This window comes from Streptomyces sp. NPDC089424 (genome assembly GCF_044749345.1).
Taxonomy (GTDB): Bacteria; Actinomycetota; Actinomycetes; order Streptomycetales; family Streptomycetaceae; genus Streptomyces.
The window spans coordinates 437,061-448,507 of record NZ_JBIVHU010000003.1; the positions used below are offsets into that span (position 1 = coordinate 437,061).

Sequence of the window (11,447 nt, forward strand, 5' to 3'; positions counted from 1 at the left end):
CCGTGGAAGCCTTGGGTGCCGCCAAGGCCGTGCAGGTCAAGAAAGGTGCTGGATGTGCGATCCATTTGGAACGGCGCCATCTCATTCGGCCTGGTCAGCATCCCGATCAAGCTGGTGAACGCCACCGAGAGCCACACGATCTCGTTCCGCCAGATCCACACCGAGGACGGCGGCAGGATCCGCTACCGCAAGTTCTGCGAGCTGGAGGACCGCGAGGTCAGCGGCGCCGAGATCGGCAAGGGGTACGAGGACGCGGACGGCTCGATCATCCCGATCACCGACGAGGACCTGGCCCATCTGCCGCTCCCCACCGCCAAGACGATCGAGATCGTGGCCTTCGTGCCGGGCGACCGGATCGACCCGCTCCAGATGGACGCGGCCTACTACCTCGCGGCGAGCGGCGCCCCGGCGGCCAAGCCGTACACGCTGCTGCGCGAGGCGCTCAAGCGGAGCAACAAGGTGGCCATCGCCAAGTTCGCGCTGCGCGGCCGGGAGCGGCTCGGCATGCTGCGGGTGGTCGGTGACGCCATCGCGATGCACGGGCTGCTGTGGCCGGACGAGGTCCGCGCGCCCGAGGGCGTCGCCCCCGACACCGGTGTCACCGTCCGTGACAAGGAGCTCGACCTGGCGGACGCCCTGATGGACACCCTCGGCGAGGTCGACCTGGAGGACCTGCACGACGAGTACCGCGAGGCGGTCGAAGAGGTCATCGCCGCGAAGGCGGCCGGCGAGGCGCCCCCCGAGGCCCCGGAACCCGCGGCGGGCGGCAAGGTGCTCGACCTGATGGCGGCGCTGGAGAGCAGCGTCCGCGCGGCGCGGGAGTCGCGCGGCGAGGCGCCGGCCGAGGACGCCGACGTCCACGCCCTGCCGCAGCGCAAGTCCAGCCGTACCGCGCCCAAGGAGCCGACCGGGAAGAAGTCCACGGCGAAGAAGGCGGCCGCCAAGAAGACGGCGTCCAAGTCGGCCCAGGGGACGAAGAAGGCGGCGGCCTCGAAGAGCACGGCGAAGAGCACGGCGAAGAGCACCGCGAAGACGGCGGCGAAGAAGTCGACGGCCAAGAAGACGACGGCGAAGACGACGGCGCGCAAGCGTTCGGCGTGAGCGGGGTCCTCTCTTCGAAGTCGACAGCCCTGTCACGGAGTCCGGTCGCCGGCGGGAGGCGGGACCAGGACGTCCCCGCAGACGCCTGGTGGGCCGGGATGGGCACGGGCGGCGACCACGCCGTCCATCAGGCGGCCAAGGTCGGCGCGATCGGCGCCGTGGTCGCCGGTACGACGCTGCTCGCGCGGCGCGAGAAGGACACCGACGCCCCGGCTGAGTGACGGCCCCCGGCCGCGAGCCGACTTCGTCCCCCCTTCCGGGCTCTGCCCTCCCAGTGCCTACCCGGCCTGCCCCGGCTGTGTCGCCACCAGCGTCGCCAGTTCCTCCGCCGTGCGCGGGCCCGGCGCCGCACCGGCCAGCAGCCCCTGGCCGCGCAGCAGTTCCGCCGCCGCGACACCCCACGGCAGGCGCAGGCCCGCCTCCCGAAGGAGGTGGGTGCGCGCCAGGTTCTCGGGTGCCGGGCCGGTGCGGACGCCGGACGGGGTGAGCAGGGCGGCGTCGTCGGCCCAGCGCAGCGCAAGGTCGACGTCGTGGGTGGCCATCACCACCGTCGTACCGCTCGCACGCAACCCGTCCAGGGTGGCGAGCAGCCGTTCCTGGCCGTCGGGATCGAGCCCGGCCGTCGGCTCGTCGAGGATCAGCACCCGCGGCCGCATGGCGACGGCCCCGGCGATCGCGGTCCGCTTGCGCTGCCCGTACGACAGCAGATGCGTGGGCCGGTCCGCCAGCGCGGCGATGTCCAGCGCGGCCAGCGCCTGGGCCACCCGCGCCCGCACCTCGGAGTCCGCGAGCCCCAGGTTGAGCGGCCCGAAGGAGACGTCCTGCGCCACCGAGGCGGCGAAGAGCTGGTCGTCCGGATCCTGCACCACCAGCTGGACGGTGGTCCGCAACCGGGTCAGCCCCTTGCGGTCGTACGACACCGTGCCGCCGTCCACCGTCAACTCCCCGGCCCGCGGCCGGAGTCCCCCGCTGAGCAGCCGCATCAGCGTGGTCTTGCCGCTGCCGTTGCGGCCGAGCAGCGCCAGCGCGCGCCCCTCGCGCACCTCGAAGTCGAGGCCGGTGAGCACGGCCGGGCCGTCCTCGTAGGCGAACGACACGTCGCGCAGGGCGACCAGGGGTGCGGCCTCGCTCATGACAGCGGCCTTTCGAGTACGAAGGTGAGGGCGGCGAGCGCCCCGAGCAGCGCGATGCTCACCACGGTGAACGGCACGGAGACGCGGGCCTCGGGCACCAGGACGCGCAGGGTGCCGTCGTAGCCGCGCCCGGCGAGCCCGGCCTGCAGGCGACTCGCCCGGTCGAACGCGCGCACGAAGGCCGTGGCGCCCAGCCCGGCCAGCGACCGCCACTGGGCGGCGCGCGTGGTGTGCCCGAGCCGCGCCGCCTGCGCCTCGCGGATCCGGCGCACCGAGTCGAGGAGCAGAAAGCTCATGCGGTACGTCACCAGCGCCACGTCCACCACGGGCGCGGGCACGCCGGCCCGCACCAGGCGGGGCAACAGGTCGGACATCGGGGTGGTGAACGCGAACAGCAGCACGCCGAGTGAGGCCGCCGAGGTCCGCAGCAGCAACTCCCCGGCACGGACGGCGCCGCCGTCGGCGAGACCGACGAACCCGCCCGGCCCTCCGACCCGCACCAGCAACGGCAGCGCGCCGGTGACGCAGAAGCCCAGCGGCACGCGGTACGCGAGCCACAGCCGCCGCCATGGCACGCCCGCCGGCCCGAGCAGCACGGCCAGCGCCGTCACCAGCACCAGTGCCGCTCCCGGCCAGGGTGGCAGGGAGATCGCCAGCACCGTGAGGCCCAGCCCGAGCACGGCCTTGTCCACGGGGTGGCGGCGGCGCCAGCGACTGCTGTGCGCCGCCGCGTCGATCGGCAGCACGAGGCTCAGGCCCCTTCGGCCCCGTCGGCCCCGGACACCCGCGCCGCGCCCTGCAGCTCCCTGGCCCGGGCCTCACCCTGGCGACGGCCCCGCCGGACCCCGAAGTAGTACGCGAGCGCGCCCGCGCCGACCGCCGCCTGGAGGGCGAACAGCCCCGACTCGATCTCACCGGACGGCGGCTCGTACAGCGGGGCGAACCAGGGCTCGTAGTCCGGGTCCAGCTCGGTGATCGCCGTCTCCGCCTCGGCGTCGGCGCCGGTGAACGGCTCCTCCTTGTGGTCGCCGAGGCCGAGTACCAGCGGAAGCACCGCGAGGGCGACGACCGCGAGCAGCAGCAGGAGGTTGGTCCTCGTATGGCGCTTCACCGGGCCACCGCCTCGGCGTCGGCGTTCGCGCCGCGGGTCCCCTTGGGGGTGAGCAGCACGCCCAGCCGGGTCAGTTCCCCCTTGCTGGACTGCACGAGCAGCCGCATCACCAGCACCGTCAGCAGCCCCTCGCTCACCGCGAGCGGGATCTGCGTGACCGCGAAGATGGAGCCGAACTTGCCGAGCGCGCCCAGGAATCCGCTGCTCGGGTCGGGAAAGGCGAGTGCCAGCTGGACGCTGGTGACGCAGTACGTGGACAGGTCGGCGACGAACGCGCCGAAGAACACGGCGACCATCAGCGGCACGTCGTAGCGCCGCAGCAACCGGTAGACGCCGTACCCGGCCCAGGGGCCGACGATCGCCATCGAGAAGACGTTGGCGCCGAGCGTCGTCAGTCCGCCGTGCGCCAGCAACAGCGCCTGGAACAACAGGGTGATGGTGCCCAGCACCGCCATGACCGGCGGCCGGAACAGGATGGCGCCCAGTCCCGTGCCGGTGGGATGCGAGCAGCTTCCGGTCACGGACGGCAGTTTCAGGGCCGACAGGACGAACGTGAAGGCGCCCGAGGCGCCGAGCAGCAGGGTGCTCTCGGGATGTTCCCTGACCTCACGGGTGAGGGAACGGACTCCGTGGACGACGAACGGCGCGGACGCGGCACCCCAGGCGATCGCGTGCGCCGGAGGCAGAAAACCCTCGGCTATGTGCATGGCTTCAGCAGACCCTCTCCAGCACCTCGTGGATGGTGTACAACGTGCCTCGGCCGGTCTCCTGGCTGACGGGTGACACCGCCCGCGCTCCGCCTTCCCGGGTCACTTGGACCCAGTGGCTGCCCCTGAGGGCCGGAGCCGGACTTCCCGATCACAGTGGCGAGGGCCGCACCGGTATCGCACCGGATTTCCCGTTCACCAAGGCGTGGTGACAGTAGTGCGCCCGCGGGGGTGGTGACAAGCGGCGCATCGGGGGCGCGAAGGCGCTGGTCACGCGGCGCGCCGAGGCGGCGCGCGGGGCCGGCGCCGCTGGTCGGCGCCGGGTTCGGGGCCGGTTCGGGGCCGCTCCCCGGAGGCGGCCCCGATAAAGGGCGCGCCGGACGGCTGGACAGCAACGGCATTGGGAAATAAGTGAGTTGAGAGGCAGTTCGCCGGCCGGGGGGCACGCCGAACCGGGGGCCCGGTGGCGCCGGCACCGGAAGCGGGGTCCCGGTGACTCCGGCACCGACGGCTGCACGGGGAACCACTCGCACCAGGGGGAGAGCACGATGGACGAACCGACCTACACCACACCCTTCGCACCACCGCCACGGCCGCCCGAGCCGCCTCGCGTCCACCACCAGGACCCGCTGGCCGCCGCCCTCGGCAACGCCTCCCTGCTCGGCGTCGGCTACTGGCTGCTCGGACGCCGCGCACTCGCCGTACTGTCCCTGCTGGGCACGGTCGTCCTCGTCTCGCTGCTCGCCGCAACCGCCGCGTGGGGCTACGAGATCGCCGCGCTGGTGTGGTGGGTCGCGCTCGGCGCCCACGGATGGTTCCTCGCGAGCCGCGGCGTCCCGCGCGTCGCGTCCCGTAGGCAGCGCCTGATCGCGCTCTGCGTCACCGTGCCGGTGCTGCTGGCGGTGGGACTCCTGCGCTACGACGCCCTGCGCATCGGACAGGACGTCACCGAGGCCCGCGACAAGGGCGACTGCGCCGCGGTGTTCCGCGCCCAGGACGAGGTGTGGGCCGGGCACCGCGTGGCCGGCGCCCCGGTCAGCGCCCGCGGTGACGAGGTGGTCGAGGACTGCCGGAACCTGGGAACGGCCGAAGTACTGCTGGACAGAGGCCTGGGCAACGACACCGAGGCACTGGAACGGGGCTTCGGCATCCTCACCTCGGTGCTCCGCGAACCCGGCAACGAGCGGACCGTCGGCACGGTCCTCGACGGCTTCCTCGACGGACTGCCCACGGACAACCCCTGCGGGACCGTCGGCGTCACCGACTGGCTCCGCGACCGCGAGGCGACCCGCGACCAGCTCGACCGGTCCGCGTCCACCGCGGACCGCGTGGCGCCCGCCGCGCTCGTCGCCTGCGGTGACACCCTTATGCAGGGCGACGACTGGCAGGCCGCCAGGGCGCACTACCGGCAGCTGCTCGACGAGTATCCCGACGACGGTCTGGAGAGCCGGGCCCGCACCGGCGTCACCAAGGCCACGCAGGCCATCGAGCTGGACAACGTCCGCTCCCTGCTGACCGGCACGCAGGACGAACAACCCGAGTACTGCTCCCGGCCGGCCAAGTACAGCGCCGCCAAGCCCATGGGCAAGGGCACCAACCGGGCGATGTACTTCGGCAACACCGAGTACACCAACCAGCTCCCCGGCAACTGGAAGGCCACCGACGCCGCTCGCGCGGCGGCGGTCGTCTGCGTGGGCGAGGAGGACTTCGGGACGTCCGTCCAGACGTGCCCTTACCAGAGCCAGCGGTCCGGCACCATCACGTACGTGACCTTCCACCGGATCGCGATCCCGGTACGGGTCTACGAGGTGCGCACCGGCAAGCTCGTCTCCCGGCGCACGATCCAGATCAGCGGATCCAGCTGCCCCGCGGTCCTGTCGTACGTGACCTGGGGCGACGAAGACAACCCACCGCGGAACCGGTATGTCAACGACTCCAGTTCCGACGTGCGCAACGCGTTCAGGCCGCTGACCAACCGCTGACCGGCCGACGGCGTGGAGGACGGACCCGGGGAGGGTCCGCCCCCACGCCGCCGCGGCTGACCCTCACCCTCGCGACGACGTCGGCAGGCTCTTCGCGATGGTCCGACACGGCCGCGCCCGACAGCGACTCGGCGGTGCCGCACAGCGCCTGCGCCTTGGCCAGGTAGCCCATGAGGTTCTCGAACTCCCCGTAGGGAGAGCGCCCTTCGATCGCCATGAAGAGGCTCGCGCCCAGGGAGAAGACGTCGGACTTCTCGTCCCCCGCCCGGCCGCGGGCCACCTCGGGGGCGAGACGGCGGGGCTTGCCGCGGATGCCGCCCGTCGCAGGATGTTTTTCGGGGTCACATCGCCGCGCACCACGCCTTCGCCGTGCGACTTCGCGAGCGCGCCGGCGATCCGACCGCCGATCCAACCGGCCTCCGCGGGAGTCGGGCGGCCACGGTCCCCGAGGAGCTGGGCGAGGCTGCGGGAGCGGACCCACGCCTCACTCCTCACCCCACGTCCAACAGTGGTGACGGAGTGTACTGAGAGGCCCGTTCGTCGCAGGGATCCAAGATCATCGAGCACGAGGGAGCGAAGGGTCTTCCGTTTCGACAAGTGGAGGCGTAGGTTCCGGGTACCCCGCGCGGCACCTTCACAGGTGCGGGCCCGCCAGTTCCGGACGGCGGGCCGCGCGGGGGCCAGACCCACGGTCGAGCAGGTCGCCGGTGGACGGGACGGCCGCGCACACGGGTGACGGTCGATCAGCCCCCACGCAGGGGTGGCGCGTCCGGGCCGGACGCTGGGCCGAGCGCGGGGAGGCGGACCGCTCCTGCCAGCGGCGATGCCGAGGCGGCTGCTGCATCGGGGGTACCGGCCGGACAGCCCGCGCCCATCCGTGGCCGACGGAGCCTCAGAACCCCTGGATGGCCTTCCCGATGAGCGCCGCGCGAGAAGTCGATCTAGCCTCCGAGATGAGCGCTGAATGGATCTTCGAGTGGCGCTCCCTGTCCGGCCCAAGGAGGAGATATGCGCAGGTTTCACAAGGCCGCTGTCGCGACCGTCATCATAAGCAGTGTCGGTTTCATGGGTGTCGGTCCCGCCACTGCCGTGGAAGCGAAAGGCCCGCACGGCGGCGGATGCAGATCCCATGACCTGAACATCGACATCCTGGGCCAGGTCGGCATTCTCAACGGCCTGGGCGGGAACCTGATCAACGGTGAGGGCAGCCCAGGCGCCCAGTTCACCGACATCGGTTCCGATTGTGACGACGACCGTTAACCGAGTCACCTAGCTCACCGCTTGGGCCCCGGCGTCCGGGCCGCGAACCCGGCGCCCGCCCATGAGTGGCCGCTTGCGTTTCGTCTCGAAGTGGGTGCGAAGGCCCCGGACCTCACCGGTCCGGGGCCTTTGTGACGCCCGACGCCCGGCGGTCGGCGACCGGCGACCGGCGACCGACGCCCGGCGACCTGGCGATGGCTGTCGGTCGGGCGAGTATTTCGCGGGACGCGGGACGCGGGACGCGGGACGCGGGGACGCGATACGCGCGGCGTTCCACCGCCCCGTCCGCCGGCCGAGGCTCGACGAGCGCGTGCCGCGGGCCAGTGGGGAGCAAAAGGCACGGAAGCCCATTATTTCGTGACGTCAGTCACAGCGCTTCTCCCATCAACCGGTGCGCTTAGTAGAGGCAGCATGGCGGACATCTAAGGATTTGTCCGTCTTGACCAGGATGCGAACCCCGTCACGAGCCCCGTGATCCCGGCCTGCCGACGCGCACGCCCACTGCCCAGCGTTATAAGGCTTCTGACGGTGCGAAAGGTCCCCTCCCTCCCGCCGTGCGCCCGCCGGTGTCTCGCGTACCGCCCCGCCATGGCCCCAACCCCTACGAAGCGACGTAGTAGCGGACCCCATTGCGCACCCTGTCGAGCCGTTCTAAGAATGGCGCCCCACAGGACGTCGCAGCAGTTCGGAACCGGTGTTCACGCCGAGTCGACCGCGCACTGTGGCGCTCGGCGTCACCGAGTCAGTTGGAGCCCCCCACATGAAGTCGTCCCGAAGGTCCCCGAGATTCCTCGCCGTCGCTCTCGGCCTGGGCCTGGCGTCCAGCGCACTGGGTGCGGCGGCGCCGGCGAGCGCCCTGACGGCCCCCAGCCCGTCCGACTCAGCCGGCACCTCCGTGGCGCGGTACGACGGGTCGGCCGAGGAGGCCTCGAACAACAAGGCGTTCTTCGAGGCCGTGCTCAAGTCGGCCGCCGAGAAGCCCGCCGCCCAGACCAGCGGGCAGGCGGTGACCCTCTACTACGACGCCTCCAAGGCACCGAGCTTCCGTTCGCAGATAGCGAGCGCCGCCTCCATATGGAACAGCTCCGAGTCCAACGTCAAGCTCGAGGAAGCCACGACCGGCGCCGACTTCTCCTACTACGAGGGCAACGACTCCCGAGGGTCCCACGCCTCCACCAACGGCCACGGAAGCGGCTACATCTTCATCGACTACACCCAGAGCCGGCAGAACGACTCGATCCGCGTCGTCACCCACGAGACCGGGCACGTCCTGGGCCTGCCGGACAACTACAGCGGGCCGTGCAGCGAGCTGATGTCGGGCGGCGGCGCGGGCCCGTCCTGCACCAACCGCTACCCGAACGCCACCGAGCGCGCCCGCGTCGACGAACTGTGGGCCAACGGCGTCGCCCAGGCCCCGGGCACGGAGAACCAGCCCACCGAAGACCCGAACACCGCACCACAGGCACCCCCCGCGCCCCCGGCCCCGGAAATCCAGCCGCCCGCCCCGCCGACACGCCCCATGCCCCCGGGCCCCGGCCCGTGGCACCCCCACCACCGCACACCCTGGAGCTGATCACACCCGCACGCGGGGCGGCCGGCGAAGGAATATCCATCGACGTCGGCGGCCCCGCAGCAGGTCAGGTCACCCGCAGTGGGTGCCTACGGGCGCCCCGCTCGTCGGATAGCCGATCTCCGCGAGGTCCTCCGCGAGCTGAGCCAGGGCCACCTCCGAGTTCAAGGCACGAACCACTTCCTCGGTCAGCGGACGCGAGGAGAAGACGTGACGAACGGCGGCCAGGTCGACCGGGACCTGGTAGTAGTCCTCGGCCCATCGCTGAAACGCTTCGGGCGTGCGATCCACCAACAGCTGGAACAGCAGCCCTGATCCGTCCGGATCGCCGGTCGCCGCATCGGGAAAGTCGATCGCCCCCGCTTCCCAGGCGCTGTCCGCCATCTCCCGCCACAAGCAAGCAGTCACGATGGGCATGCCGTCCTCGTCCGAGAACGCCGGCTCCTCGACGGACGACCGGAACACGTCAGGAACCTCGTCGAGCACTCCAGGCCACGGCCCGTCCTCCACATACGGGCTCATGGGCGACTCGTGATCGAACCCCCGGATGTAGGCGCCGGCGGTTGAGAAGACGATCGAGTACTCGTCGCCCGACCCGTTGCGCATGGATGCCATCGACTCCGTCTCGGACCACTGGTCGTCGAAGGAGTGATAGCGGTTCTCCCACTCGGGACTCAGCACCGCCTCCAGAACGGCCATGGAACGACTGTGCTCACGGAGCACTGCTATCTCGGGCAGTTGCCGAGCAACATCATGAACGGTCACCCACTCATCCAAGCGCACGCGTAGGGGCCGCAGCCTGACGGGTCATCGGCAAACCGACCAGAGACCTACGGATTCGAGCGCCCCAGTTTGTCGCCCGGGCAAGCCATCCCGGCCCGGGGTCCGTACGTCCTGGAGGAGGCGGCCGCCTGGGGCCCCAGAGCTTGCCGCTCGCGCCCGCCACTCGATGACCGCGCTCCCCAACGTCTACTGCCAACTGATCAACAGCTGGCAGTAGTTCGTCGGCGCACATACGAGTGACCCCGTGCAGCGCTAGGCTTCGAGCCCCGGACTCGTCCGGGGTTTAGCCGCTCAAGGGCCGATATGGAACCGGTGCAGTGCACCTTGTGACCCCGGGGAGATGCCATGGCCTTGCTTCCGGTCCTCGATGAAGCGGTGGCCGCTCTCAAGGCTCCACTGGGCGAGGAAGACCGGGCGCAGGGGTGGACCGATGATCTCCGAAGAGAGGTGCAGGCAGAGATCTCGATCTATCGCTCGGTGTTGCGTCGCCACGGGACGGGCATGGTGCGGCACCTGCGTCCCCGCTTCGATGAGTGGATGGAACACGAGGGCGTGCAGCCCGGACACCTCCGGAACCTGGTGGCCGACGTGCAACGATCACTCACGGAGGCCCGGGCTACGACGTAAGGAACCCCTGGCGACCTGGACATTCGTCGCCCGTCGCCAGTCCGCAAATAGCTGACGACCTCGACTTACGCCCGCTCGGATCGGCATACGCCTGCACCTACGCGAAAACCCTGACTCAGCGACAGCTCCGACGGCGGGGTCTTTAAGGCGCTTCGCACAAGCTGCCCCAGCAGGAATCGAACCTGCGCATACGGCTCCGGAGGCCCTTTGGGGCTCCGACGTCGTTGCTGGTCAAGGGCCTATGTCACGTCGGAAGGCTTGGCCGCGTCCACGGATGGTCCACGACTACTCAGCGCCCATCGGCGATGGCGATTCCCTCTACTCACCGACCGCCGCCACGGGCAGAGCCGTGGATCACCAGCGGTCCATCGATCTTCCGGTGTTGCGGCACATGGGTTCGTTGCAGTGACTTCACCCATAGTCACGGTTGGCACGTGACAACGCGATCAGCTGTGGAGGGCGCATCGTGCCGATCGTACGCGCCTACGATCTTTTTCGTATCTTTCATTCTCTATATCGCATGCCTGGCCCGATCTAGCGGATGATGCGCGGTATGAGCACCCCCTTTCGGGACCGAGTTCTCGAACTGCACAAGAGCATGCGCTACACCGACATGGCGCAGGCCTGCGACAAGGTCCGACAAGAGTCATGGTGGAACGAGGTTGCCAACGGCAAGGATGTCGGGCCTCCCTACCGTGACCGAGACATCGACGGCATCGCCAAGTTGTTCCAGACCACGGCCGATCAGGTGCGAGCCATGGTCGCCGAACAGTGGCTCGGCGTAGCCCCGGCGCACCTATCTGACCGAGTGAAGCGCCTGGCGCCGCAGATCGATTCACTGGACGGCGACGATGCCGAGCTCGTCGAGGCATTCACTGATCGTCTCGCACTGGACTACGCGCCCCGCGAGCCCAAACGCAAGATTCGCATCGTCCGCCGGTCAGACACCTGACCACTGCACCAGTGGAAGCGGCCCCGCGGTTACTTCGTCAGCGGGGCCGCGGAGTGCCCCAAGCAGCGGAAAATGGAAGGGGTCGAGAACGCAGGGCCTGCTGGCGGACCGGCTCGTAGTAGTGAGGAAGCCTCTGTAACGGGCTGCGTTGATCGCATCAACCGGACAGTGTCCGGGAGAAGTGGGATGGGCGTAGCGAGGTGCTTCCAAACTGTGCCCAC

General features: G+C 70.4%; 12 protein-coding genes and 1 riboswitch. Of the genes, 7 read left to right on the plus strand and 5 right to left on the minus strand.

The window, feature by feature from the left end; all coding sequences use genetic code 11:
• The first annotated feature begins 45 nt into the window (after nucleotides 1-45).
• Both ACIP2X_RS16970 and ACIP2X_RS16975 read left to right on the plus strand, forming a co-directional pair.
• Nucleotides 46-1,101, plus strand: coding sequence for a Ku protein (locus ACIP2X_RS16970; RefSeq protein ID WP_401673300.1), 1,056 nt, complete (start codon nucleotides 46-48; stop codon nucleotides 1,099-1,101).
• A gap of 98 nt (nucleotides 1,102-1,199) precedes the next feature.
• Nucleotides 1,200-1,322, plus strand: a complete 123-nt coding sequence (locus tag ACIP2X_RS16975) for a hypothetical protein (protein WP_401673303.1) — start codon at nucleotides 1,200-1,202, stop codon at nucleotides 1,320-1,322.
• Between the two features lie 57 nt (nucleotides 1,323-1,379).
• Here the strand turns inward: ACIP2X_RS16975 and ACIP2X_RS16980 are convergent, their stop codons facing one another.
• Genes ACIP2X_RS16980 through ACIP2X_RS16995 form a run of 4 tightly spaced genes read right to left on the minus strand, consistent with a single transcriptional unit; the run spans nucleotide 1,380 to nucleotide 4,052 of the window.
• Nucleotides 1,380-2,234: an ATP-binding cassette domain-containing protein gene (locus ACIP2X_RS16980; RefSeq protein ID WP_401673305.1), complete on the minus strand. Its 855-nt coding sequence runs from the start codon at nucleotides 2,232-2,234 to the stop codon at nucleotides 1,380-1,382.
• The gene (gene cbiQ / locus ACIP2X_RS16985; protein WP_401673307.1) at nucleotides 2,231-2,980 is read right to left on the minus strand and encodes a cobalt ECF transporter T component CbiQ; all 750 of its coding nucleotides are present in this window, start codon (nucleotides 2,978-2,980) and stop codon (nucleotides 2,231-2,233) included. Before cbiQ ends, ACIP2X_RS16980 begins: the two co-directional genes overlap by 4 nt.
• Before the next feature lie 5 nt (nucleotides 2,981-2,985).
• Complete coding sequence (locus tag ACIP2X_RS16990; protein WP_401673309.1) at nucleotides 2,986-3,345, minus strand: energy-coupling factor ABC transporter substrate-binding protein; 360 nt, start codon at nucleotides 3,343-3,345, stop codon at nucleotides 2,986-2,988.
• On the minus strand, nucleotides 3,342-4,052 hold the full coding sequence (locus ACIP2X_RS16995; protein WP_401673312.1) for an energy-coupling factor ABC transporter permease: 711 nt from the start codon (nucleotides 4,050-4,052) through the stop codon (nucleotides 3,342-3,344). Before ACIP2X_RS16995 ends, ACIP2X_RS16990 begins: the two co-directional genes overlap by 4 nt.
• A 33-nt stretch (nucleotides 4,053-4,085) precedes the next feature.
• Nucleotides 4,086-4,270: riboswitch (cobalamin riboswitch) on the minus strand.
• 330 nt (nucleotides 4,271-4,600) lie between these two features.
• Here ACIP2X_RS16995 and ACIP2X_RS17000 point away from each other — a divergent pair.
• From ACIP2X_RS17000 to snpA, 3 genes are all read left to right on the plus strand, one after another.
• Nucleotides 4,601-6,034 carry a hypothetical protein gene (locus ACIP2X_RS17000; protein WP_401673314.1) on the plus strand — a complete coding sequence of 478 codons (1,434 nt, stop codon included), beginning with the start codon at nucleotides 4,601-4,603 and terminating at the stop codon, nucleotides 6,032-6,034.
• Between the two features lie 1,008 nt (nucleotides 6,035-7,042).
• A complete protein-coding gene (locus ACIP2X_RS17005) occupies nucleotides 7,043-7,294 on the plus strand; it encodes a hypothetical protein (RefSeq protein ID WP_401673316.1) in 252 nt (83 codons plus the stop codon).
• Between the two features lie 760 nt (nucleotides 7,295-8,054).
• On the plus strand, nucleotides 8,055-8,867 hold the full coding sequence (gene snpA, locus ACIP2X_RS17010) for a snapalysin (RefSeq protein ID WP_401673318.1): 813 nt from the start codon (nucleotides 8,055-8,057) through the stop codon (nucleotides 8,865-8,867).
• A gap of 69 nt (nucleotides 8,868-8,936) precedes the next feature.
• Here the strand turns inward: snpA and ACIP2X_RS17015 are convergent, their stop codons facing one another.
• Complete coding sequence (locus tag ACIP2X_RS17015) at nucleotides 8,937-9,629, minus strand: hypothetical protein (protein WP_401673320.1); 693 nt, start codon at nucleotides 9,627-9,629, stop codon at nucleotides 8,937-8,939.
• 363 nt (nucleotides 9,630-9,992) lie between these two features.
• Between ACIP2X_RS17015 and ACIP2X_RS17020 the strand changes: the two genes are divergently transcribed.
• Complete coding sequence (locus ACIP2X_RS17020) at nucleotides 9,993-10,274, plus strand: hypothetical protein (protein ID WP_401673322.1); 282 nt, start codon at nucleotides 9,993-9,995, stop codon at nucleotides 10,272-10,274.
• A 553-nt stretch (nucleotides 10,275-10,827) separates the two neighbouring features.
• Nucleotides 10,828-11,226: a hypothetical protein gene (locus ACIP2X_RS17025; RefSeq protein ID WP_401673324.1), complete on the plus strand. Its 399-nt coding sequence runs from the start codon at nucleotides 10,828-10,830 to the stop codon at nucleotides 11,224-11,226.
• Nucleotides 11,227-11,447 lie beyond the last annotated feature (221 nt).

Bases quoted from the DNA above. Each gene is read 5' to 3' on its own strand.
- ACIP2X_RS17005 (WP_401673316.1), top strand. From the start codon at position 7,043: ATGCGCAGGTTTCACAAGGCCGCTGTCGCGACCGTCATCATAAGCAGT.
- ACIP2X_RS17020 (WP_401673322.1), top strand. From the start codon at position 9,993: ATGGCCTTGCTTCCGGTCCTCGATGAAGCGGTGGCCGCTCTCAAGGCT.
- ACIP2X_RS17025 (WP_401673324.1), top strand. From the start codon at position 10,828: ATGAGCACCCCCTTTCGGGACCGAGTTCTCGAACTGCACAAGAGCATG.
- snpA (WP_401673318.1), top strand. From the start codon at position 8,055: ATGAAGTCGTCCCGAAGGTCCCCGAGATTCCTCGCCGTCGCTCTCGGC.
- ACIP2X_RS16975 (WP_401673303.1), top strand. From the start codon at position 1,200: ATGGGCACGGGCGGCGACCACGCCGTCCATCAGGCGGCCAAGGTCGGC.
- ACIP2X_RS16995 (WP_401673312.1), bottom strand. From the start codon at position 4,052: ATGCACATAGCCGAGGGTTTTCTGCCTCCGGCGCACGCGATCGCCTGG.
- ACIP2X_RS16980 (WP_401673305.1), bottom strand. From the start codon at position 2,234: ATGAGCGAGGCCGCACCCCTGGTCGCCCTGCGCGACGTGTCGTTCGCC.
- ACIP2X_RS17000 (WP_401673314.1), top strand. From the start codon at position 4,601: ATGGACGAACCGACCTACACCACACCCTTCGCACCACCGCCACGGCCG.